Below are 24,107 nucleotides of genomic sequence, written 5' to 3'. Positions count from 1 at the left end.
GTGAATCAACGACTTTTATCCGTCATGACGCTGGCGCTGCTGGTGATTCTGGTGGCGTTTCCGCTGGCGTTTATCGTGTTGCAAGCGGTGTTTCCGCAGTTTAGCGCAGGCTCGCTTGCGGGTGCTTTTGGCGGCGTGACTGCGCTGCTGGCGGAACCGCAGTTGCCTGGAATGCTGAGTGGGACGCTGCAAATCGCGCTCGGCGTGGCGTTAGTCAGTGCGCTGATTGGCTTTCCGCTCGGCGTGGCGCGCGGGCTGTTTAATTTGCCGCTGCCACGTCTGTGGGATCTGCTGTTTCTGATCCCGTTTCTAACGCCGCCGTACATTGCCGCGCTGTCGTGGATGCTGGTGCTTCAGACTAACGGCTATTTGCAGCAGCTAACGGGCGTTTCGTTAAACTCCCTTTTGTTCAGCAAAACGGGCATTGTGCTGGTGATGGCGCTGAATATTTTCCCGGTGGTTTATTTCGCGGTTTCGCGCAGTTTACTTGCCAGCGGGCAGCGTCTGGCGCTGGTAGCGCGCGTTCACGGAGCCAGCGCGGGCAGGGCATTCTGGCACATTACGTTGCCGATGCTTTCACCGTCTCTGGCTGCCGGAATGCTGCTGGCCTTTACGCTGGCGATCGAAGAGTTTGGCGTTCCGGCGGCGCTGGGAACCCGCGCAGGCGTGGTGATGCTGACGACCAATATCGAGAAGAAACTCGCCGACTGGCCGATCGATCTGTCGGGCGCGTCGATGCTCTCTGTGGTGTTAGTTGCCATTGCGCTGTGCGCCTGGGGCGTGCAGAAAAAGCTGACCGGCAATCATGATGTCACCAGTATCACCGGCAAACCCACTGAAAACATGGGTGCGGAGGCGGGCGTCTGGACGCTGCCCGTGGTGGCCGTGATGGCGTCGGTCGGGATTGTCGCGGTAGTTTTACCCGGCGCGTCGATGGTGATGTCCGGGATGTTAGGCACCTTATCCGGCGGTGTTACGCTGTCTAACGTGACGTTGTCACACTACGCGGCGCTGTTTAGCCAGCAGGGTGATGCGCTTGCTGCACTGGGCACCAGTCTTTCACTGGCGCTGGGTGCGGCCTGTATCACCGGAATGCTCGGCCTGCTGGCTTCGTGGCTGGTGGTGGTGCAAAAGATAAAAGGGCGCGGATTTATCGACGCACTTTCTCTGATGCCCGCCGCGCTGCCCGGCGTAGTGGTCGGCGTCGGATTGATCCTGCTGTGGAACCAGCCGTTCTGGGTAATTTCTCCTTATAACAGCTGGGCAATCCTGCTGTTGTCGTACTGCTGTTTGCTCCTGCCGTGGCCGGTGCGTTATGTCGGTAGCGCATTACGTCAGCTGGGCGGCAATCTCGAACCTGCCGCGCGGGTACACGGCGCATCGGCATTTCAGGCGCTGCGCTTTATCGTGCTGCCGTTAGTCTTCCCGGCCCTGCTGGCGGCGATGCTGATGGTGTTTGCCATTGCCTCGCGGGAACTGGTGACATCACTATTACTCGCGCCCGCCGGAACACAAACGGTGTCGGTCTTTATCTGGCGGCAGTTTGAACAGGGTTCGGTCGGGCAAGGTATGGCGATGGCGACGCTGACGTTAATCACCGGGCTGACGCTGATGCTTACCGCGTTGCACATCATGCAGCGTGGCGCGCGTCGCTAAAAAGCACTTTTGCGCCAGTGGGATCGTAAAAATAGTTTATAAACAGGGAATATCTCTCCAAGGAAGCGAAACATGTCCCCATTTTTGAGTGCTTATTTTTCACGTATCGGCTGGCAACAGCCGGTCTCCGTTGATATCGACACCCTGCGAGCGCTGCATTTAAGCCACAACTGCGCGATCCCGTTTGAGAATATTGACGTGGTCATGACGCGCGAAATCCAGCTCGACGATCAGTGCGTTGCCGACAAACTGGTCTCCGCCCGTCGCGGCGGCTACTGCTTTGAGCAAAACGGATTATTCGAGCGGGTACTGCGTGAAGTGGGCTTTGAGGTGCGTAGCGTGCTGGGCCGTGTGATTCTGGCGAATCCGCCGCAAATGCCGCCGCGCACGCATCGTTTGCTGTTGGTGGAACTCAACGGCGAGCGCTGGATTGCGGATGTCGGATTTGGCGGCCAGACGCTAACTGCGCCGATTCGCCTGATTGCCGGTGAAGAGCAGGCCACGCCTCACGGTGTTTATCGCCTGATGAACGAGAATAACGACTGGGTGCTGCAGTTCCGCCATCACGAGCACTGGCAGTCGATGTACCATTTTGACCTGGCGACACAGTATTTCACCGATTACGTGATGGGCAATTTCTGGTCCGCCCACTGGCCGCAGTCGCATTTCCGCCACCATCTGTTGATGTGCCGACACCTGCCGGACGGCGGAAAACTGACATTAACGAACTATCACTTCACACACTGGCAAGGCGCTCGCGCCGTGGAAACGGTCAATCTGCCGGATGCCAATGCGCTGTATGCCGTGATGCAGGCGCGTTTTGGATTAGGCGTGGACGATCCGAAACACGGTTTTTCGCTGACAGAATTAACGGCGGTGATGGCCGGGTTTGATACCCATCCGGAAGCGGGAAAATAGCCTGTAACGCCCGGTGGCGCTGCGCTTACCGGGCCTACAAAACCGGACAAACTTAACCGGATTATCGCCTTTAATGCCCGGTGGCGCTGCGCTTACCGGGCCTACAAAAGCGAACAAACTAAACCGTAGGCCGGATAAGCGCAGCGCCATCCGGCGCAATCAACGCCGCGATCTCACCACCTGATATCTGCGCGTCAAATACTCCACCGGCGCACTCCACACATGCACCAGACGGGTGAACGGGAACAGCAGGAAGATGGTCATACCGAGCACCAGATGTACGCGGAAAATGTAGGCCACGCCATCGAGATGTGCCGACGCACCGCCGTGGAACGTCACCACCGCCTGCGCCCAGTCGACCAGTTTCAACATTTCACTCCCATCCGGATGTTGCGCGGAGAACGGAATCGTCGCCAGACCGAGAATACACTGGATGAGCAGCACGCAGAGGATCAGAATATCCGCCGTCGAAGAGGTCGCGCGGATGCGCGGATTGGTTAGACGTCGCACCAGCAGCCCCGCACCACCGACCAGCGTCAGCACGCCGCAAACCCCGCCGAGGATCATCGCCATCAGCTGTTTTTGCGACATCGGCAGGAACCACGAATAGACCCAGTGCGGTGTCAGCATCCCGAAGGCGTGGCCGAAAAAGATCCCCAGAATGCCGATGTGAAACAAATTCGACCACAGCACCATGCCGCGTTTATCCAGCATCTGGCTGGACGACGCCCGCCAGGTGTACTGCCCGTAATCGTAGCGCAACCAGCTTCCCAGCAGGAACACCGTCCCGCACAGATACGGGTAGATATCGTAAAAGAAGACGTTCAGATAGTGCATCATTTCGGTCCTCCGGCGCTGACGTCCACGTACTGAGGCGCGACGTCCTGGCTAAAGCGTCGTTGATATTGCTGCATCGGCGAGCTGTCGCAGGCCGTGGCGTTGTCCTCGATAAACTTCACCTGTTCCTCTTCCCATACCGCATCCAGTGCCTGACGAGTGTCATCCCGCTGTTCCGTCGCCACCTGTTTAGTGACACTGTCACTTGTGAGATTGCTGGCGGCGAGCGCCAGCAGGGCGTCAAACAGCTGATACTGCGGCACATCGCGCTGTTTTAGTCGTCCGCCGATCAGCGCCAGAATCGGCGCGACGTTTTGTAATCCTTCGCGCGCCTCGGCGTCCGTCACGAGGCTCAAATATTCCAGATACAGCGGCAGATAGTCCGGCAGCTCGCGGCAGTCGAGGGCTAAACCGGCTTTCTCGTACTGGCCCATTAAATCCACCATCGCCTGGCCGCGATCGCGGGACTCAGCGTGAACATGCTCGAACAGCAGCAGCGACGTCGCTCGCCCGCGCTCAAATACTTCACACCATTGCGCCTGTTGATCCAGCAGCGCCGCGCCAAGATACTGCTGCGCAAAGGGCAACAACTGCGGAGCATCCTGGGCAATCAAGGAAAGGGCTTCATCGCGGCTTTCCCACAGCGCCTCGTCGGGATATTCAATGAGCAGGGCGATAATTTTCAAAATTCGCATTACTCTCCCTCCCCGTGTTCACGCACCTCGGAAATATTGATGGCGTCAATGCGCTGGCTGTTAAACAGGTTGAATTTGGTGTCCGAACCGTGGCAACCGTCGCCGAAGGTAAAGCCGCAGCCGTTTTTCTCCGGGAAGGCATCGGCAGCCATTTCACGGTGGCTGGTTGGGATCACGAAACGGTCTTCGTAGTTGGCGATCGCCAGGTAGCGGTACATCTCTTCCACCTGTTCCACGCTCAGGCCGACTTCGTCGATAGCGCGGGTATCGGTCACGCCTTCCACGGTTTGCGAGCGTTTGTAGTGGCGCATCGCCATCATGCGTTTCAGGGCACGCAACACTGGAGCAGGATCGCCCGCGCTCAGCATATTCGCCAGATACTGCACCGGAATGCGCAGACTTTCGACGGCGGGCAAAATGCTGTCGGTTTGCGGCAAACCACCGGCGTCGGCGTAAGACTGGATCGGTGACAATGGCGGAACATACCAGACCATCGGCAGGGTGCGGTATTCCGGGTGCAGCGGCAGGGCTAACTTCCAGTCCATCGCCATTTTGTAGACCGGAGAACGCTGGGCCGCGTCGATCACGTTCTGCGCAATTCCCTGTTTCAGCGCTTCCTCAATCACCGCCGGATCGTTCGGATTCAGGAACACGTCGCACTGACGCTCGTACAGATCCGTTTCATGCTCGGTACTTGCTGCTTCTTCAATGCGATCTGCGTCGTAGAGCAGCACGCCAAGATAGCGAATGCGTCCGACGCAGGTTTCTGAGCACACGGTGGGCTGGCCGGATTCAATGCGCGGATAGCAGAAGATGCATTTTTCCGACTTGCCGCTCTTCCAGTTGAAGTAGATTTTTTTGTACGGACAGCCGCTGATGCACATGCGCCAGCCGCGGCATTTGTCCTGGTCGATCAGCACGATGCCGTCTTCTTCACGTTTGTAGATAGCCCCGCTTGGGCAGGTGGCGACGCAGCTTGGGTTAAGGCAGTGTTCGCACAGTCGCGGGAGATACATCATGAAGGTGTTTTCGAACTGGCCGTACATCTCCTTTTGCATCTTGTCGAAGTTACGGTCGCGGGCGCGTTTTTCGAATTCGCCGCCGAGCAGTTCGTCCCAGTTGGGGCCGCCGACGATTTTATCCATCCGTTTGCCGCTGATAAGCGATCGCGGGCGTGCTGTCGGCAGGTGATCGCCCTCTGGCGCACGGTGCAGATCCTGATAGTCAAAGGTGAAGGGTTCGTAATAGTCATCAATGCCCGGCAGCGACGGGTTGGCGAAGATTTTGGACAGCACGCCCACGCGTCCACCGAGGCGTGGCGTAAGTTTCCCGGTGATACTGCGCACCCAGCCGCCTTGTCCTTCTTCCTGATCTTCCCAGTTTTTCGGATAGCCGATGCCCGGTTTGGTTTCGACGTTGTTAAACCACGCATATTCCATGCCTTCGCGCCCGGTCCAGACGTTTTTGCACGTCACCGAGCAGGTGTGACATCCAATGCATTTATCGAGATTCAGTACCATGCCGACCTGTGAGCGTATTTTCATTTTTTCGCCTCCTGTACCTGATCCCGACCTTCGCCATCCAGCCAGTTAATGTTTTTCATCTTGCGGATCATGATGAACTCGTCGCGGTTCGAGCCGACGGTGCCGTAATAGTTAAAGCTGTAGGCCAACTGCGCGTAGCCGCCAATCATGTGCGTCGGTTTTGGACAAACGCGGGTGACGGAGTTGTGAATGCCGCCGCGCCGTCCGGTCACTTCCGATCCCGGTATGTTCAGAATGCGCTCCTGAGCGTGATACATCATGGTCATGCCCGGCGGTACGCGTTGGCTGACAACCGCGCGTGCGGTGAGGGCGCCGTTAGCGTTGAACGCTTCGATCCAGTCGTTATCCTCAATTTCTAGCTCTTTGGCGTCCGCTTCGCTTACCCACACAATCGGGCCGCCGCGCGACAGGGTCTGCATCAGCAGGTTTTCGCTGTAAGTGGAGTGAATGCCCCATTTCTGGTGCGGCGTGAGGAAGTTCAGCGCTTTTTCCGGGAAGCCGTTCGGCGGAATTTCGCGCATGTGCGTCACGCTGCGGGTGTCGATCGGCGGACGATAGGCCACCAGACTTTCACCGAAGGCACGCATCCACTGGTGATCCTGATACAGCTGCTGACGGCCCGACAGGGTGCGCCACGGGATCAGCTCGTGAACGTTGGTGTATCCGGCGTTATAGGAAACATGCTCGCTCTCAATGCCGGACCAGGTTGGGCTGGAGATGATCTTGCGCGGCTGGGCCTGGATATCGCGGAAACGAATCTTCTCGTCTTCTTTGTTGATCGCCAGATGGGTATGGTCGCGCCCGGTAAACTCGCCGAGGGCTTTCCAGGCTTTGACTGCCACATGGCCGTTGGTTTCCGGGGCAAGCGACAGGATCACCTCTGAGGCGTCGATCGCCGTATCAATCAGCGGGCGTCCTTTACACGGCCCGTCGAGCTTGACGTAATTCAGCTTGCCGAGGAAATCGATCTCTTCCTGAGTGTTCCAGGAAATACCTTTCCCGCCGTTGCCGAGCTTGTCCATCAGCGGGCCGAGTGAGGTAAAGCGCTCGTACGTTTCTGGATAATTGCGCTCGATGACGGCGATATTCGGCGCGGTTTTGCCGGGGATCAAATCGCATTCGCCTTTGCGCCAGTCCTGAATATCAAACGGCTGCGACAGTTCCGCCGGGGAGTCGTGCTGCAACGGTTGCAGCACCACGTCTGTTTCCGTACCCAGATGGCCAACGCACACTTCAGAAAACACTTTGGCGATGCCTTTGTAGATATCCCAGTCGCTGCGCGATTCCCAGGCGGGGTCGACGGCGGCCGAGAGCGGGTGAATAAACGGATGCATATCCGAGGTATTCATATCGTCTTTCTCGTACCAGGTGGCGGTTGGCAGAACGATATCCGAGAACAGACAGGTGCTGGACATGCGGAAATCAAGCGTTACCAGCAGGTCGAGCTTGCCTTCGATGGCGGCGGTTTGCCATTCCACCTCTTCCGGTTTGACGTCGTCGGTTGAACCGAGATCGTCGCCCTGAATACCGTTTTCCGTCCCAAGCAGGTATTTGAGCATGTACTCGTGGCCTTTCCCGGACGAACCGAGCAGGTTCGAGCGCCAGACGAAGAGATTACGCGGGTGGTTTTTGCCGTTATCCGGCTGTTCGCAGGCAAAACGCAGATCGCCTGATTTCAGCGCCTGTACGGTATATTCCTGCGGCGACATCCCTGCGGCATCGGCGCGGGCTTTGATGTGCAGCGGGTTGAGCGACAATTGTGGGGCGGACGGCAGCCAGCCCATGCGTTCGGCACGCACATTAAAGTCGATCAGATGGCCGGTGAATTTCGACGAATCCGCCAGCGGGGAGAGCAGCTCCTGCGCGGTGAGTTTCTCGTAGCGCCACTGGCTGGCGTGGTTGTAGAAGAACGAGGTGCTGTTCATCTGGCGCGGCGGGCGGTTCCAGTCCAGCGCAAACGCCAGCGGCAGCCAGCCGGTTTGTGGACGCAGCTTTTCCTGGCCGACATAGTGCGACCAGCCGCCGCCGCTTTTGCCGACACACCCGCAGAAGACCAGCATATTGATCATCCCGCGGTAGTTCATGTCCATGTGATACCAGTGGTTCACGCCCGCACCGAGGATGATCATCGAACGACCGTGGGTTTTGTTGGCGGTATCGGCGAACTCACGGGAGATTTGTTCGATGTGACGGCGCGGCACGCCGGTGATCTGCTCGCCCCAGGCCGGGGAGTAGGCTTTGATTTCGGCATAATCCTGAACGGCATTTTCATCATTCAGCCCGCGATCTAAACCGTAGTTCGCCAGAATCAGATCGTACACGCTGGCGACCTGCTGCTGACGGCCATCGGCCAGGGTGAGGGTTTTGGACGGCACTTTGCGGATAAGCACCGGGTCTTGCTTCACGCTGCGAAAATGCGGGTTTTCGTTGCCGCCGAAATAGGGGAATGCGACATTCGCCACCTGATCGTGGGTGATGAGCAGGGAGAGCGTCAGCTCAGTTTCTTGGCCTGCCGCCAGCGGTTCAAGGTTCCATTTGCCCTTTTCGCCCCAACGGAAACCAATCGAACCGTTTGGCGCGACCAGACCACCGGCGATATCAAACGCCACGGTTTTCCACTCAGGATTATTTTCCTCGCCCAGCCCGTCGGCCAGATCCGAGGCGCGCAGCATCCGGCCAGGTACCAGGCTGCCGTCTTCACGCGCATCGAGCATCACCAGCATCGGCATGTCGGTGTAGCGGCGGCAATAGTTGAGGAAGTATTCACTGGGTTTATCGAGGTGAAATTCTTTGAGGATTACGTGGCCCATCGCCATCGCCAGCGCGCTGTCGGTGCCTTGCTTCGGCGCCAGCCACTGATCGCTCAGTTTGGCGACTTCCGAAAAGTCCGGGGTTATGGCGATGGTTTTGGTGCCTTTGTAGCGCACTTCAGTGAAGAAATGCGCGTCCGGGGTCCGCGTTTGTGGCACGTTCGAGCCCCAGGCGATGATGTAGCTGGAGTTGTACCAGTCGGCGGATTCCGGCACGTCGGTCTGCTCGCCCCAGGTCATCGGCGAGGCGGGCGGCAGGTCGCAGTACCAGTCATAAAAACTCAGACAGGTTCCGCCGAGCAGCGACAGATAACGCGTCCCGGCGGCGTAAGAGACCATCGACATCGCGGGGATTGGCGAGAATCCGGCGACGCGGTCCGGGCCATAATTTTTTATCGTCCAGACGTTGGCGGCGGCAATCAGCTGATTCAGCTCTTTCCAGTTCGAGCGAATAAATCCGCCGTGACCACGCGCTTTTTTGTAGCTATTGGTTTTTTGCGGGTCGCTCATGATGGCGTTCCACGCCAGTACCGGATCGCTGTGCTGATCCAGCGCTTCGCGCCACAGTTCGATTAATTTGCGTCGCACCAGGGGATATTTTAGGCGGTTGGCGCTGTACAGATACCAGGAGTAGCTCGCGCCGCGCGGGCAGCCGCGGGGTTCATGATTCGGTAAGTCGGGGCGGGTGCGGGGGTAGTCGGTCTGCTGCGTTTCCCAGGTCACGAGGCCGTTTTTGACGTAAATCTTCCAGCTACACGAGCCGGTACAGTTCACGCCGTGGGTGGATCGCACAATTTTGTCGTACTGCCAGCGCTGGCGATAGCTGTCTTCCCAGTCGCGGTTGGTGTGCATCACCTGACCGTGCCCGTCGGCGAAGGTGTCGCCTTTTTGTTTGAAATAACGGAAGCGATCCAACAATTTACTCATGACGTTTCTCCTGACGGGGCGACGCCCACCCCGTGGTTACACTGCTCACAAATGTGTCGATCTGAATAGTTATGATTTGACGTGTTTTTGACGGCGGCCATAGACCAGCCAGGTGACAAACACGCAGACGATATAAAACACGAGGAAGACTTTCATTGCGCCGACGGGCGAACCGGTCAACGCCAGCGAGGTGCCGAACGCTTTTGGAATGAAGAAGCCGCCTACGGCACCGATGGCGGAGATAAATCCAAGCGCCGCAGCGGTATCGGAAACGGCTTCCTGCTGGGCTTGTTCTTCGGTGCCGCCGTGCAGTTTCACCTTGTAGATGGTTATCTGGCGGAAGATGACGGCAATCATCTGGAAGGTCGAGCCGCTGCCTAAACCGGCCGTCAGGAACAGGCCCATAAATACCAGATAAAAGGCGGTAAAGTTCCCGGAACCAGAGCCAGGAAGCGTCAGAAACAGCAGGGCGCTGAAGACAGCCATCAGGATAAAGTTGACCAGCGTCACGCGCACGCCGCCGAGTTTGTCCGACACCACGCCGCCCGCCGAACGCGCCAGCGCGCCAATTAACGGACCGAAGAAGGCGAGGTGGAGAATATTCACATCCGGAAACTGCGTTTTGGCGAGCATGGCAAAGCCCGCCGAAAAGCCGATAAACGAGCCGAATGTCGCCAGATAGAGCAGGCTCAGCAGCCACAGGTGTGGCTGTTTCAGTACCGGCAACTGGCTGGCAATGGACGCTTTCGAACTGGCAATATCGTTCATGCCGAAAAAGGCGGCGAGAGTCGCAATCAGCAACAGAGGCGCCCAAATCCACGCGGCATTGGCAAGCGACAGCACCGAGCCGTCCTCCTGCGGTACGCCGTGGACGCCGAGAAACGCGAACATCGGCAGGAAAATCACCGCCGGGGCGACCATCTGCATCACGCTGACGCCCAGATTGCCCAGCCCGCCGTTAATCCCGAGTGCGCTGCCTTGTTTGGCTTTCGGGAAGAAGAAACTGATGTTGCCCATGCTGGATGCAAAGTTTGCTCCGGCAAATCCGCACAGCAGGGCGATGGTGATAAACACCCAGTACGGCGTGGCACTGTTTTGCACCGCAATCCCCAGCCACACGCAGGGAACAATCAATATCACGGTGCTGAATATTGTCCAGTAACGGCCACCAAATATCGGCACCATAAAGGAATAGGGTACGCGTAATATTGCACCAGAGAGGGAAGGTAAAGCGGTTAACATGAAAAGCTGATCTGTTGTGAAATTAAAGCCGACTTTATTAAGATTGACCGCAATAGCGCTAAATAACATCCACACGCAAAAGGCCAGTAGCAGACATGCGACAGATATACAAAGATTCCGTCGCGCGATGTGTTTGCCTTTATTCTCCCAAAATGCCGCGTTTTCAGGTTTCCAGTTATTTAAAAGATAATGATTATTCTTCTCACTTTTTGGTGACATATCGCCCTCGTACTTACCCGTAAAATACAGAAAAGAGAAGTGAAAACAGTCAGATGGCTGACGTTATGCGATTAAGATTTTTGGAATTTTTCAGATGCTTCTGAAAGGATAGATAAGAAAGCGAATCCCTGAGTTTGAGAGGGGGAATATGATTCGCTTTATGTGTTACTAATTGTAAAAAAATCGTTTTTAAATACTCAGTAAGGAGTATTAAAACAATTCCAGTGAGATTAATTTATCAAGATGTTTATTAAACGCAGCATCATCCATTTCTGGCATATTTAACACGTAGATACCATCAAGTCCGCAGACTAAACCAATCAATCTCCAGGCAATATTTTCTGCGCGATCGGAGAGGGTAAATGCCTTGGCCGCTACACCTGCGTTAATGATGGAGACGGTTTCCAGATGCCACATTTCCATCGTCAGGATATAGGCACTTTTAATGTCAGGATCGCGACTTGCCAAAATTTGCGCTTCACGCCACAGACGAATGTAAGGCTCAAACGCGCCGTCATCGCTGCCGAGGATCGCATGCAGGCTCTGTCGCCAGTCTGCATTTTCGCCCACCACTTCTGCATCGAGTAAATCACGAATCAGACGTACGAAAGCCAGTGATTTAAGCTCACCGGCGCTGGCAAAATGGTGATGCACCTGCCCGGTCGCGACTCCAGCCTCGCTGGCAATGCGGCGGACCGTCATGGTGTTAAAACCTTCGCTTAATGCGACGCGCATTGCAGCCTGCAGGATATCTTCCCGCCGTTCGTCCTTGCTCAAATAGCTCATTTCTGTTCACTCTTAATGACGATGCAACGAGTGTAACAAAAAGCTGGACACGCGTTCAACTTTCCGTAGGATCGCATTCTGGACGCGTGTCCAGATTAAGGTGAAAGGGAAATTTATGTTTCAAAGGTGGTTAGCGTTAGTGATTATCGTGCTGGTCTATATCCCAGTCGCGATTGACGCAACGGTACTGCATGTCGCCGCACCGACGCTGAGTATGACGCTCGGTGCCAGCGGTAACGAATTGCTGTGGATTATTGATATTTACTCGCTGGTGATGGCGGGTATGGTGCTGCCGATGGGTGCGCTCGGGGATCGCATTGGCTTTAAAAAGCTGCTGATGCTCGGCAGTTTACTGTTTGGTCTGTCGTCCCTGGCCGCAGCCTTTGCGCCGTCCGCTGCCTGGCTGATTGCCGCACGCGCGTCGCTGGCGATTGGCGCGGCGATGATCATCCCGGCGACGCTGGCGGGCATTCGCACGCTGTTTGTCGAGGCGCGACACCGCAATATCGCATTAGGCGTTTGGGCCGCTGTGGGCTCAGGCGGGGCGGCATTTGGCCCGCTGGTCGGTGGTTTGCTGCTGGAGCATTTCTACTGGGGTTCGGTGTTTTTGATCAACGTGCCGATCGTTGTCGTGGTAGTCGCCCTGGCCGCGCGCTTTGTACCGAAACAGCAGGGACGCCCGGAGCAAACGCTGAATATTTCTCATGCCCTGATGCTGATCGTGGCGATTTTGCTGCTGGTGTATAGCGCCAAAACGGCACTCAAAGGCACGCTTTCTCCTGCGATCGTAGCGGGAACACTGTTAACCGGCGCAGTGCTGCTGTTTATCTTCGTGCGCATCCAGCTGCGAGCGCGCGAGCCGATGATCGACATGCGCCTGTTCTGCCACCGCATTATTTTGAGCGGTGTAGTGATGGCCATGACCGCGATGATCGCCCTGGTCGGATTCGAACTGCTGATGGCGCAGGAGCTGCAGTTTGTGCACGGCTTTACGCCGTTTGAGGCGGGCATGTTTATGCTGCCGCTGATGGTCGCCAGCGGATTCAGCGGACCAATTGCCGGTGTGCTGGTGGGGAAACTCGGATTGCGACTGGTCGCGGCGGGCGGTATGGGATTGAGCGCGGTGAGTTTTATCGGGCTGTCGATGCTCGATTTCAGCACCCAGCAGTGGCAGGCGTGGAGCCTGATGGTTCTGCTTGGGTTCAGCGCCGCAAGCGCATTGCTGGCCTCAACCGCTGCAATTATGGCGGCGGCACCGAAAGAAAAAGCGGCGGCGGCAGGGGCGATCGAGACCATGTCCTACGAATTAGGCGCTGGGCTTGGGATCGCCATTTTCGGACTGCTACTCACCCGCAGTTTTTCGGCGTCCATCGAATTGCCGCAGGGGTTGAATGCGACGCTTGCCGATAAAGCCTCGTCGTCGATTGGTGAAGCGGTAAAAGTCGCGCAGGATCTCTCGCCCGCGCTGGCAGAAGCCACTGTCGAGGCCGCCAAAACCGCGTTTATCACCTCGCACAGCGTCGCGCTCGGCAGCGCGGGTGCCATGCTGCTGATACTGGCGACCGGGATGTGGTTTAGCCTCGCGAAGGTGGAGCAGAAGTAACAGAAAGCCTGGTGGCGCTGCGCTTACCAGGCCTACAAAGTGCACCCAACCCGTAGGCCGGATAAGCGCAGCGCATCCGGCTTATTTTTCGAGTGCCGCACTCAACACGCTGTGCAGCAGCACATTTGCCCCTTTCTCTGACCACTCAGGCAGAATATTTTCTGCCTCATTGTGGCTGATGCCTTTTTCGCACGGAATAAAGATCATGCTTGCCGGGGCGATTTTGCTGATATAGCAGGTGTCGTGGCCAGCGCCGGAAACCATCGGCTTAGACGAGTAGCCCAGCGCTTTAACGGCTTTTTCACTGCGTGCCAGGCAGGCATCATCAAAAACAATCGGCGCGTAATCAAAAATCCGCTCCACGTTTGCCATAACGCCGCGCGTAGAAAGCCCTTCAGCGGCCTCACGCAGCGCGATTTCCATTGCTTCCAGCACCTCACTTTGCGGATGGCGAAACTCCACGCTGCACACCACCCGCGAGGGCACGACGTTGCGCGAATTAGGTGTGATTTGCGCCATGCCGATGGTCGCGCGTCCGTCAGGTTGGTGCTGATAGCCAATTTCTTCCACCATCAGCGCCAGTTCGGCGAAGGCGGTTAAGGCGTCGCGGCGACTGTGCATCGGCGTGGTTCCGGCGTGGGCGGCAAAACCGTCAATTGTCAGGGTGAACCAACGCTGGCCCATTGCGGCACGAACCAGTCCGATGTCGATAGCCTCATCTTCCAGAATCGGGCCTTGCTCGATATGCAGTTCGTAGCAGGCGTGAACGGGAAATGCGCGCGCAGGCAGGGTGCCGCGATAGCCGATGGCATCCAGCGCTTCACCTACCGTAACTCCTGCGTTATCGGCGCGCGCGAGGGCGTACTCTTCGCTAAACTGCCCGGACCAGACACCGGAGGCCAGCATCGCAGGCGCGAAGCGTGCGCCTTCTTCATTGGTCCAGTTTACCAGCACGATATCACGCTCGGTTTCAACGCTGTTGTCGTTGAGCGTGCGCAACACTTCCAGCCCGGTCAGCACGCCGTAGATCCCGTCGTAATTTCCGCCGAGCGGCTGAGAGTCAACGTGCGATCCGGTCATCACCGGCGGCAGGGCGCGGTGTTTCCCGGCGCGGCGGATAAACATATTGCCCATGCTGTCGACGTCACAGGTGAAACCTGCTTCCAGCGCCCAGTCGCGCAGCAGATTGCGCGCGATCCGATCCTCTTCACTGAGGGCCAGACGCGTTACACCACCGGCGGGCGTGCCGCCGATCTGCGCCATCATCGAAAGCGTGGACCACAGACGCGGGGCATCGATACGAATCATGCTTTGTCCTTTTTGGTGTGATAACGGAAATCACAGCATTTTCCGCCCTGCATGATGGTGGTGGTGCGCGTCAGTTCGACGTCCGGCGCGTAGCCGACGATGAACTTTTCATCGCGTGCGCACGACAGTAAGTGGCCAATCTCGCCCAATCCCATCTCGTGATACATCTCAGCGTAGCGACAGCGCGTCACGTTGTAGTTGTACTGCTGGTCGTCGGCGTCGATCACTTTTACGTCCAGCGCGTTGTCTTTTTCCCAGAGATATTGCAGGGCGATAAAGCTCTTCACATCCGCGCCGTTCGGCTCCTGACGGGCAAAATGCGCCCCGGCGTCAATCGCCGCCTGTTCGATAGCTTCACCAATCACCGCCTGGGCGCGGGTTTTCCCTATCTCGCGCACCAGGATCTCGTAAATGGGTTTAATAATTTCTGCTTCTATTTTTCGGCGGGCGAGAATGCCCAGCTCATTGTTATCACTCATCACATTGCCTCACTGCGTTACTTCGTTTTTGCGCCGCCCAGAACGGTTTGCGGCTGCCATTTCCCGTCGACAACTTTATAGACGGTAAAGGACGGGGATTTCAGGTTGCCCTGATCGTCAAAGGCTACCTGACCGGTGACGCCGGAATAACTGATGGCGCGCAGGGCGGGCAGATACTCGGACGGATCGACGGAGTTCGCTTTTTCCATCGCCGCGACCAGCACGCGGGTGGCGTCATAGGCGAACGGCGCGTGCAGTTCGATATGGGTGTGGTAGCGGGACTGATACGCCTGCTCGAACGCTTTTCCGCCCGGCATTTGATCAACCGGCAGACCCGGTTCCAGCGCGACAACGCCTTCACCTTCTTTCTGCGCCAGCTGCAGGAATGTTTGACTGACGAAGCCGCCCGCGCCCATCAGCGTGGCGTTCATATTCAGTTGTTTGATACGACGCGCCAGTGGAGCGGCCTGGCTGTCCACGCCGCCGAAGAACACCAGATCGGCGTTTTTGCTGCGAATGGCGGTTAGTACGGCGCTAAAGTCGACAGTTTTGTCGTCAACGTACTGGCGGTCGACGATTTTCACGCCCTGAGCTTCCAGCGATTTGATAAATTCATCTGCCAGACCCTGCCCGAAAGCGGTACGGTCGTCGATCACGGCGATGCGTTTGGCTTTCAGCGTTTTCACCGCATACTCGCCCGCGAACTGGCCGCCGTCATCGTCGTGGCCCATCACGCGGAAACTGGTGTCAAAGCCCTGTTTGGTGTACGCGTGACCGGTGGCGACGGGCGCGACCTGGGCGATCCCGGCATCGTGATAAACACGCGCCGCAGGAATGCTGGTCCCGGTGTTCCAGTGGCCGACCACGCCAGCCACACCGCTGTCGACCAGACGCTGAGCTACGGCCACGGCGGTGCGCGGATCGGACTGATCATCTTCGGACTGCAGTTTGAACGTCACTGCTTTGCCGCCGATGGTCGGGTGTTGTTTGTTGATGTCGTCGATCGCCAGCTGTGCGCCGTTCTCCAGATCTTTGCCGATTCGCGCAGAAGGGCCGGTGAGCGGGCCTGCCAGGCCGATAATTACCGTTTCACTGTCCGCAGCCCATGAGGCGGATGAGGCAAAACCACTGAGCAGAAACGCGGCTCTGAGCGCACTGATTTTTAAGGTTTTCATTATAATTTCCCTGGTGTTGGTTGGTGTGTTAAACGGGCATTTCGCCCAAATAAATCTGTGCAATTTGGTCGTCATCGAGCAGCGCTTTTGATTCGCCGTGATGCACGATGCTGCCGCTGTCCATCACCCAGGCCTGGTCCGTGACTTCCAGTGCCAGCCGGGCGTTTTGTTCGATCAGCAGCAGGGCCACGCCGCGTTCGCGCAGCCCTTTAATCACCTGAAAAATGTTCTCAACCATTTTCGGGGCCAGTCCCATCGATGGCTCGTCGAGTATCAGCAGACGCGGGCGGCTGAGCAGGGCGCGGTTTAGCGCCAGCAGCTGTTGTTCGCCGCCGGAAAGCAGCCCGGCGAGCTGATGCTGACGTTCGCCGAGGCGCGGGAAGCGGTCGAAAATCTCGTCCATTTCGCTTTTAATGGTGACAGTGTCACGCCGAAGCCAGGCCCCCATCTGTAAATTCTCCAGCACCGTCATGCGGGCGAAGATGCCGCGACCTTCCGGGACCATCACCAGCCCGTCGCGCAGTAAAGCTTCGGCTTTGCGTTTGCGCACCGGTTGACCGTTAAATTGGATATTTCCGCCGAAGTTTTCCAGCCCGGTGATGGCGCGTACGGTGGAGCTTTTGCCCGCGCCGTTAGCGCCGATTAGCGTTGCCTGTTCGCCTTCATGCAGGGTAAACGAGACATCGCGCACCGCCTGAATGCCGCCGTAATGCACGTCCAGACGATCGACTTTGAGTAATTCAGACATGGACGTTGCCTCCCAGCCAGGCGGCGATTACCGCCGGGTCACGTCGAACGGTGTCGGGCGTGCCGACCGCCAGCGTTTTACCGTAATCCAGGACTGTCAGGCGATCGCAAATGCCCATCACCAGTTTGACGTCATGTTCAATCATCAGCAGCGTTTTGCCGTCATCGCGAATACGTGTGAGCAATTCACCGAGCGCATTTTTCTCGGCGGCATTCATGCCTGCAGCCGGTTCGTCGAGTGCTAACAGCAGCGGGTCGGTCGCCAGCGCGCGGGCGATTTCCAGCCGACGCTGATGGCCGTAAGCCAGGTCGCAGGCGCGATAGTGAGCAAATTTGGCAATGCCGGTGTACTCTAGCCAGTGCCAGGCCAGTTCGCGAGTTTGCGCCTCTTCCGCGCGGGCGCGTTTATGGCGAGATAATGCTGCCCAGAGTCCGTTGCGGGTGCGCACGTGGCGGCCTACCATCACGTTTTCCAGCACCGACATCTCATTAAACAGACGCACATTCTGGAAGGTGCGGGCGATGCCAGCAGCAGTGACTTTGTCGATCTGCTTCGGGAAATAGGGCTTATCGGCAATCGAAAACTCGCCGCTGTCCGCCGGGTAGAGGCCGGTTATCAGGTTAAAGCAGGTGGTTTTGCCTGCGCCGTTCGGGCCGATCAGACCGTAGATTTCACCTTTGTTGATCGAGAGCGAAACATCGTCAACGGCGGTCAGACCGCCAAAGCGTTTAGACATATTGCGCACGGTTAACAGGCTCATGCGTTGACCTCCTTGTGGTGTACCGGCCAGATCCCGGCGGGGCGCAGGAGCATCACCAGTACCAGGGCCAGTCCGTAGAACAGCTGGCGCAGAATTTCCGGGTCGATCAGCACAGTGCCAAACAGCGCTTGCTGAACAGGTGCCGCCTGGCTGCGCAGGATTTCTGGCAGGGCGGTTAGCAGTACCGCGCCGAGGATCACCCCTGGGATGTGGCCCATTCCGCCGAGCACCACCATTGCCAGCACCGCAATCGATTCCTGTAACGTGAAGGATTCCGGTGAAACGAAGCCCTGGAAAGCGCCGAATAACGCGCCCGCCACGCCGCCAAAGGAAGCTCCCATCGCAAAGGCCAGCAGTTTGTAGTTGCGTATATTGATGCCCATCGCGCGAGCCACGTCTTCATCTTCACGAATCGCGTGCCACGCCCGGCCAATGCGCGAGTGTTGCAGGCGCAGACAGACGAAAATGATCAGCACGATCACCAGCATCAGCAGGTAGTACCACAGCCACAGGGCCGGGACCTTCATGCCAAACCAGTGATACACGCCGCTAAATTTCAGGCCAAACAGATTGAGGGTATCGACGCCAGTAATGCCTTTTGCGCCGTTGGTGATGTTTACCGGGCGGTCGAGGTTGCGCATCAGAATGCGGATGATCTCCCCGAAACCGAGGGTGACGATTGCCAGATAGTCGCCGCGCAGTTTTAGCGTCGGTGCGCCGAGGATAATGCCGCACACCGCCGCGACCAGCGCCGCAAGCGGAATAATCAGCAGATACGAGGTGTGCAGCCCGTCCGGGAACCAGACGCTGAGGATCGGGAAGACCTCCTGCAGATGCGGTGAAGCCAGCAGCGCCGCCAGATACGCGCCGACGGCGTAGAAGGCGATAAAGCCCATATCCAGCAGGCCGGTATAACCGACGACGATGTTCAGCCCCAGTGCCAGCATGATGTACAGCAGTGCGAAATCGATGACGCGCACCCAGTAGTTGCCGCCGAGTTGGCTGGCGACTATCGGCGCAATCAGCAGGGCGATAACGAATAGCGTCATACCGGGCCAGAAGCGGCGCGTAGAAACAGGAGCCTGTAGTGATGTGGTTGTCATAGTATCCCTTACGCCCTGTGCGCCACGCGTTCACCCAGCAAACCTGCCGGACGGAACACCAGTACCAGAATCAGCACGATGAACGCGAAGACGTCCTGGTAGTTACTCCCGAACACGCCGTTCGTCAGCTCACCCAGATACCCCGCGCCCAGCGCTTCAATGATCCCAAGCAAAATCCCGCCGATCATTGCCCCGCGAATATTGCCGATGCCGCCTAAAACAGCGGCGGTAAAGGCTTTAATGCCGGGCAGAAAGCCCATAGAGAAACTGGCGTTGCCGTAGTTGCTGGCCATCATCACCCCCGCGAGCGCGGCAAAAATACCGCCAATGGCAAATGTGAGCGTGATAATGGCGTTGGGATTGACGCCCATCAGCGTCGCGACGCGTGGGTTTTCGGCCACCGCGCGCATTCCACGACCTAATCGGGTGTATTCCACCAGCAGCCACAGTCCTGTCATCACTATCAGCGCCAGCGACACGGTGACGATACCCGTCACGGTGATAATGGCCGGAGGATGGTCAGCGCTGCCGGCGGTGACAGCAATGGCGTCCATCGGCAGGATTTGCGGAAACATCAGCGGGTTGCGGGACCAGATGATCATCGCCACGGTTTGCAGTAAAACCGACACGCCGATCCCGGAGATCAGCGGTGCCAGACGCGGGGCGTTGCGCAGGCGACGATAGGCGAAGCGTTCTACCGCCATTGCCAGCAGGGCGCAGACGGCCATCGCAATAACCAGCGCAAAACCGAGCTGCAACAGCTGCGGCATGTGCGGGAAAAAACCGTTGAGCGCGTTGAGGGCCGACAGCGTGGTAAGCGCGCCGACCATGAGAATATCGCCGTGGGCAAAGTTAATAATGCGCAAAATGCCATACACCATCGTATAGCCCAGCGCGATCAGCGCGTAGATGCTGCCCAGCATCACGCCATTGATCAGTTGTTGTATCAGTGTGTCCAACGTGGTTACCCAACAGATTGCTCTTTCAGCGGGTAACATCCGATAATTGAATTAAATTGTAAAATACGCATATATTATTTCTTATGATATTTCGAGATTGATTTATCACGATGATTTTAAACAAAATAGCAAAACATCATCTGAGCGAAATGACGCCACTGAAATCAACATATGAATAAAACAGAACAATCACATGCGCTGCCTGCCTATGCAGAAAGCCGTCTGGCGAACGATCCACCCCTGCGGGCCGTGCGCGCCTTCGAAGCGATCGCCCGGCTGGGAAGCGTGACGCAGGCGGCACAGGAAATGGCGATTTCACCGTCTGCTGTCAGCCATCAGCTCAAAGTGCTGGAAGGCTATTTGCAAATGCCGCTCACCGAGCGCCAGGGGCGCAGGCTGATTTTGAGCCAGCAGGGGCGTGACTATTACCGCTCAATCCGCGCGGCCTTTAACGTCCTGCGTCAGGCGACGGAGCATCTGGTAGAACAGGCACAGACGCGGCAGGTGACGATAAGCCTGATCCCGCTGTTCGGCATGGGCTGGTTTATTCCACGTTTGCCCGCGTTTATGCGCGCCAACCCGCAAACGGAAATCAACGTGGTGTACGCCAACCATCGTAACTATCTTAGCGATGCGTCGGATATGTCGATTAGATTTGGCAACGGTCAGTGGGCGGGATATCAGAGCGAAAAACTGATTTCCGGGCAGATGGTGCCGGTATGCAGCCGGGCGTTTCTGCGCGTTCACGGGCTTCTGGATACGCCGGAACAGCTGCTGCAAATGCCGCTCTTACACGACGAAGAGCGCACCACCTGGCAGCAGTGGTTTATCCAGCAGGGCGTGAAACGTCCACCGCGCAAGAGCGGCCCGCTGTTTGAAGATGGATTGCTGACGCTGGCGGGCGTGCAGGCCGGACTGGGCTGCGCGCTGATGCGCGAGCCGCTTATCGCGCCCTATCTGGAGAGCGGCGAGCTGGTGAAAATCTTCGATGCGCCCATCGATGACGGGCGCGACTATTATCTGTGCGTCCGTCAGGATTCGGATATGACCGAGGATGGCAAGTTGTTGCAGGCATGGCTCAGGCGCGCGGCGGGTAGCGCTACGTTGTGAATGAGCAGCTTTTATCCAGCGCTTCGATCTCGGTCCCGCTGAATCGGGCGTATTGTCCTGTGAGTCGCCAGAAAGCCGGCTGTGTTTCGGTATAAATCTCGGCGGCCAGCACCAGTCGACGACGTTCATCTTCGCTGAGATCCAGCAGCGTCCAGGGGACAAAATAACGTCCGGCGGGGGTTAACTCGAACCAGAGTGGACAACCGCATCCGGGACAGAACCAGCGCTCTCCGCGCGAAGAAGAGGAAAAGTGCGAAGGGGCGATCGAACCTTGCTCAACGGTAGGTTCACCCTGAGTTTCCAGATACATGGCAATTCCGCCCGACCATTTCTGGCAGTTGGTACAGTGGCAGGCATACACATCGAGCGCATCGATGTTGACGCTAAACTGGCTCATCCCACACAAGCAGCGTCCGGTATAGAGGTGCATGGCGTACTCCTTTATCACGCCAGGTGACTGCGATAAAAAAAGCCAGCCGCGAAGGGCTGGCCTTTTTAACTGACAAAATCTTAGAACTGGTAGGTCAGACCCAGTGCAACGATGTTGTCGGTGCTTACACCAGCAGCTTTGGTGAAGGCATTGTCATCAACCAGGTTGATTTTGTAGTCAACGTAGGTGGACATGTTTTTGTTGAAGTAGTAAACGGTACCCACTTCAATGTATTTCACCAGATCCTGGTCGCCGTAAGAATTGATGTCTTTACCTTTGGACTGCAGGTAAGCGACGGAAGGACGCAGACCGAAGTCGAACTGGTACTGTGCAACCGCTTCGAAGTTCTGAGTTTTGTTCGCAATGTAACCTTTACCGAAGTTGGTCATGTTGCGGGTTTCAGAGTAGGTAGTTGCCAGGTAGATGTTGTTCGCGTCATATTTCAGGCCAGCAGCCCAAACTTCTGCGTTTTCGCCGCCTGCGTTCAGGTCGTTCAGCGCTGCTGCACGAACCTGGTTGTCAGTACGGTCAGATTTCGCATAGGTAGCACCCACGCCGAAACCGTCCATTTCATAGGTAGAAGACAGACCCCAGCCATCGCCGTTCGCGGTGGTGATATCACGGTCGTCGTTTTTACCCTGGTACTGTGCTGCAAAGTTCAGACCATCAACCAGACCGAAGAAGTCTGCGTTACGGTAAGTTGCAACACCGGTAGTACGGCCAGTCATGAAGCCGTCAGTCTGAGTCCAGGTGTCTCCGCCGTATTCTGGCAGAACGTCGGTCCATGCGCCGATGTCGTAAGCAACACCGTAGTTACGACCGTAGTCGAAAGAACCAAATTCGTTGAATTTCAGGCCCGCGAACGCCAGACGGGTTTTGTTGCCTTTGTCGCCGTTGGATTCGTCGTTGTTGCCTTTGAACTCATATTCCCACTGACCGTAGCCGGTCATCTGGTCGTTGATCTGAGTTTCACCTTTGAAGCCCAGACGCACGTAAGTTTTGTCGCCGTCGTTGCCAGCGTCATCAGAGAAATAGTGCAGACCTGTTACTTTACCGTACAGATCCAGCTTGTTACCGTCTTTGTTATAAATCTCAGCCGCGTTTACCGCGCCTGCTGCCAACAGGGTAGTCACTGCCACTGCAACTAATTTAAGTTTCATTTTAATAATCCTTATAATTTTCTTTGGGCATTTCCTGAGCCATTAATAAACGATTTCTAAACGAGGTCGTTCGTCAATGGCATGCTATTTTTAAGAATCTTGTAGTCTCATTTCAATAATAAGTTTCAAGTTATTGCTGATAATTTCAATTAGTGTGACGTGCGTCCAATAAAATGGCCGATATTTGGCAGGATTGATTAATTGTTATTCGAATATTGAGTATTTACTTAATTTTATAATTACTCTTCATATAGTTTGATTGGGTTTTTATTATTGTGGGTGATTATCAAGTATATCCGATTGAATTCTTGCTTCTAAAACGCAAAATCAAATAGTTAGCCAGATTCCGCGCTGATTCAGGACAGAAATGCTGAAATATTTACACATAAACTATTGTGGCGATGGCTATATCGGCAGGGATTATTAGAGCGTAATTAGTCCCGATGAGTTGTCAGTTTATGTCAATCAGAATGTAAGAAGAAGTTACGAAGGGCACAATATAAACAGAATTTAAATGTAAACACGATGTAAAAAATAGAATATCTGATGTCGGATCACATTTTATTTATGCAGGATGAATAACAGGGGGTATTTCCCCCTGAATCGGGTTTATTTTCGGGTGGCATACCAGCACAGTAACGACCCTGCGCACACCATCAACGCCCCTTGCCAGAAGGCAAAGGAGAGCGGGGCGTTCAGCAGAACGGCGGCCAGGGCGGCAGACAGTACCGGGGTGAAATAAGAGACTGTGGCCAGCACGGAGACATTTCCGTGCAAAATGCCGATATTCCACGAAGCGTAGCCGAAACCGAGCGCAATTCCGCACATCACCAGTTTAATGACCACCGGTACGCTGAAGACCATTTCCGGTTGATCGCTGAACAGATATTTCATCCACAGCGACAGCGCAGTCAGCAAAACGAACAGCGTAATACCGTTCTGTCCTTTGGCATATTTACTGGTCACCGTGCAGTAAGCCGCCCAGATAAAGGCCCCGGCAAATGCCAGTCCATAGCTCAGCGGATTAGAGATAATATTGGCGGTTATTTCAGCAAGATGCAGACCATTCTCACCGCCTAATACCCAGCAAACACCGAGCAGGGCGATCAGTAAGCCAGGGATAATCCACAGGTTCGATTTTTGACCATTAAACAAAATGGCGAACACAATCGTCAGACTCGGCCAGAGATAATTCACCATCCCCACTTCAATCGCCTGATGGCGGGTGCTGGCATATCCGAGCGAAAGCGCCAGGCATATTTCGTAGCTCACAAACAGGACGCTGCCCGCAATAAGATAGCGCGTTGAGAAGCGTCTGATATCCGGAAATCCAACGGTGATTAAACAGAGTAAACCGCTGAGAGTGTAGATCATTGCCGCACCACCGACAGGCCCCAGTCCTTCGCTCACACCGCGAATTAATCCTACCATCGTGCTCCACAGCACAATCGCCGCGAGGCCAATCAATGTTGCTCTTTTTCTGTCCATTACTTTCCCACAGGCATCTCAATCCAGGGGCAATTTTATAGCACTCTTTCAGGCGCTTTCGCGAATCAAACTACAAACGGTTAACCCCAAAGGATTAAGCAAAGCCGCCAGGGAGGACTATTAAGGGGGCGAAGATCGTGGACATTGATT

General features: G+C 56.2%; 20 protein-coding genes. 4 read left to right on the top strand and 16 right to left on the bottom strand.

Features of this window, described 5'->3' with window-relative positions; all coding sequences use genetic code 11:
* Together C3708_RS01710 and nhoA are read left to right on the top strand one after the other, a co-directional pair.
* A complete protein-coding gene (locus C3708_RS01710) occupies positions 1-1,656 on the top strand; it encodes an iron ABC transporter permease (RefSeq protein WP_103949285.1) in 1,656 nt (551 codons plus the stop codon).
* A gap of 72 nt (positions 1,657-1,728) precedes the next feature.
* Entirely contained in the window at positions 1,729-2,574 is an 846-nt protein-coding gene (gene nhoA, locus C3708_RS01705; protein WP_095282083.1) for an N-hydroxyarylamine O-acetyltransferase, read from the top strand.
* Between the two features lie 159 nt (positions 2,575-2,733).
* Here nhoA and narI read toward each other — a convergent pair whose 3' ends face one another.
* The 6 genes from narI to C3708_RS01675 form a co-directional block, all read right to left on the bottom strand.
* Positions 2,734-3,414: a respiratory nitrate reductase subunit gamma gene (narI, locus tag C3708_RS01700; RefSeq protein WP_095282082.1), complete on the bottom strand. Its 681-nt coding sequence runs from the start codon at positions 3,412-3,414 to the stop codon at positions 2,734-2,736.
* The gene (gene narW / locus C3708_RS01695; protein WP_103949284.1) at positions 3,411-4,106 is read right to left on the bottom strand and encodes a nitrate reductase molybdenum cofactor assembly chaperone; all 696 of its coding nucleotides are present in this window, start codon (positions 4,104-4,106) and stop codon (positions 3,411-3,413) included. The genes narI and narW overlap by 4 nt, the downstream gene beginning before the upstream one ends.
* The gene (narH, locus tag C3708_RS01690) at positions 4,106-5,650 is read right to left on the bottom strand and encodes a nitrate reductase subunit beta (protein ID WP_103945951.1); all 1,545 of its coding nucleotides are present in this window, start codon (positions 5,648-5,650) and stop codon (positions 4,106-4,108) included. The genes narW and narH overlap by 1 nt, the downstream gene beginning before the upstream one ends.
* Positions 5,647-9,387, bottom strand: a complete 3,741-nt coding sequence (locus tag C3708_RS01685; RefSeq protein WP_103972658.1) for a nitrate reductase subunit alpha — start codon at positions 9,385-9,387, stop codon at positions 5,647-5,649. Before C3708_RS01685 ends, narH begins: the two co-directional genes overlap by 4 nt.
* 69 nt (positions 9,388-9,456) lie before the next feature.
* Positions 9,457-10,848, bottom strand: coding sequence for a NarK family nitrate/nitrite MFS transporter (locus C3708_RS01680; protein WP_095282078.1), 1,392 nt, complete (start codon positions 10,846-10,848; stop codon positions 9,457-9,459).
* A gap of 210 nt (positions 10,849-11,058) precedes the next feature.
* Positions 11,059-11,634, bottom strand: coding sequence for a TetR family transcriptional regulator (locus C3708_RS01675; protein ID WP_103948933.1), 576 nt, complete (start codon positions 11,632-11,634; stop codon positions 11,059-11,061).
* A gap of 115 nt (positions 11,635-11,749) precedes the next feature.
* Between C3708_RS01675 and C3708_RS01670 the strand changes: the two genes are divergently transcribed.
* On the top strand, positions 11,750-13,237 hold the full coding sequence (locus C3708_RS01670; RefSeq protein WP_103948934.1) for an MFS transporter: 1,488 nt from the start codon (positions 11,750-11,752) through the stop codon (positions 13,235-13,237).
* Positions 13,238-13,318: 81 nt separating this feature from the next.
* Here the strand turns inward: C3708_RS01670 and C3708_RS01665 are convergent, their stop codons facing one another.
* Genes C3708_RS01665 through C3708_RS01635 form a run of 7 tightly spaced genes read right to left on the bottom strand, consistent with a single transcriptional unit; the run spans position 13,319 to position 19,769 of the window.
* Positions 13,319-14,545 carry a Zn-dependent hydrolase gene (locus C3708_RS01665; protein WP_103948935.1) on the bottom strand — a complete coding sequence of 409 codons (1,227 nt, stop codon included), beginning with the start codon at positions 14,543-14,545 and terminating at the stop codon, positions 13,319-13,321.
* Positions 14,542-15,024, bottom strand: a complete 483-nt coding sequence (locus tag C3708_RS01660; protein WP_095282074.1) for an L-2-amino-thiazoline-4-carboxylic acid hydrolase — start codon at positions 15,022-15,024, stop codon at positions 14,542-14,544. Before C3708_RS01660 ends, C3708_RS01665 begins: the two co-directional genes overlap by 4 nt.
* Before the next feature lie 17 nt (positions 15,025-15,041).
* Positions 15,042-16,199, bottom strand: a complete 1,158-nt coding sequence (locus C3708_RS01655) for a branched-chain amino acid ABC transporter substrate-binding protein (RefSeq protein ID WP_103948936.1) — start codon at positions 16,197-16,199, stop codon at positions 15,042-15,044.
* A gap of 28 nt (positions 16,200-16,227) precedes the next feature.
* Complete coding sequence (locus tag C3708_RS01650; RefSeq protein ID WP_103948937.1) at positions 16,228-16,947, bottom strand: ABC transporter ATP-binding protein; 720 nt, start codon at positions 16,945-16,947, stop codon at positions 16,228-16,230.
* On the bottom strand, positions 16,940-17,707 hold the full coding sequence (locus C3708_RS01645; protein ID WP_095282071.1) for an ABC transporter ATP-binding protein: 768 nt from the start codon (positions 17,705-17,707) through the stop codon (positions 16,940-16,942). Before C3708_RS01645 ends, C3708_RS01650 begins: the two co-directional genes overlap by 8 nt.
* Positions 17,704-18,810 carry a branched-chain amino acid ABC transporter permease gene (locus tag C3708_RS01640; protein ID WP_103948938.1) on the bottom strand — a complete coding sequence of 369 codons (1,107 nt, stop codon included), beginning with the start codon at positions 18,808-18,810 and terminating at the stop codon, positions 17,704-17,706. The genes C3708_RS01645 and C3708_RS01640 overlap by 4 nt, the downstream gene beginning before the upstream one ends.
* A gap of 8 nt (positions 18,811-18,818) precedes the next feature.
* Positions 18,819-19,769, bottom strand: coding sequence for a branched-chain amino acid ABC transporter permease (locus tag C3708_RS01635; protein ID WP_103948939.1), 951 nt, complete (start codon positions 19,767-19,769; stop codon positions 18,819-18,821).
* A 171-nt stretch (positions 19,770-19,940) separates the two neighbouring features.
* Here C3708_RS01635 and C3708_RS01630 point away from each other — a divergent pair, with 171 nt between their 5' ends.
* Positions 19,941-20,879 carry a LysR substrate-binding domain-containing protein gene (locus C3708_RS01630; protein ID WP_095282068.1) on the top strand — a complete coding sequence of 313 codons (939 nt, stop codon included), beginning with the start codon at positions 19,941-19,943 and terminating at the stop codon, positions 20,877-20,879.
* Here the strand turns inward: C3708_RS01630 and C3708_RS01625 are convergent.
* From C3708_RS01625 to yddG, 3 genes are all read right to left on the bottom strand, one after another.
* Positions 20,869-21,309 carry a GFA family protein gene (locus C3708_RS01625; protein WP_095282067.1) on the bottom strand — a complete coding sequence of 147 codons (441 nt, stop codon included), beginning with the start codon at positions 21,307-21,309 and terminating at the stop codon, positions 20,869-20,871. The two genes, C3708_RS01630 and C3708_RS01625, sit on opposite strands and share 11 nt — an antisense overlap.
* A gap of 80 nt (positions 21,310-21,389) precedes the next feature.
* Positions 21,390-22,469: a porin OmpC gene (gene ompC, locus C3708_RS01620; RefSeq protein ID WP_095282066.1), complete on the bottom strand. Its 1,080-nt coding sequence runs from the start codon at positions 22,467-22,469 to the stop codon at positions 21,390-21,392.
* A gap of 609 nt (positions 22,470-23,078) precedes the next feature.
* Positions 23,079-23,957, bottom strand: coding sequence for an aromatic amino acid DMT transporter YddG (gene yddG, locus C3708_RS01615; RefSeq protein ID WP_095282065.1), 879 nt, complete (start codon positions 23,955-23,957; stop codon positions 23,079-23,081).
* Positions 23,958-24,107 lie beyond the last annotated feature (150 nt).

Origin of the sequence: Lelliottia sp. 7254-16 (assembly GCF_002922995.1) — a bacterium.
Classification (GTDB): domain Bacteria; phylum Pseudomonadota; class Gammaproteobacteria; order Enterobacterales; family Enterobacteriaceae; genus Enterobacter; species Enterobacter jeotgali.
The sequence above is the reverse complement of the archived record's forward strand: the minus strand, read 5'-3'. Positions and strand labels throughout refer to the sequence as shown.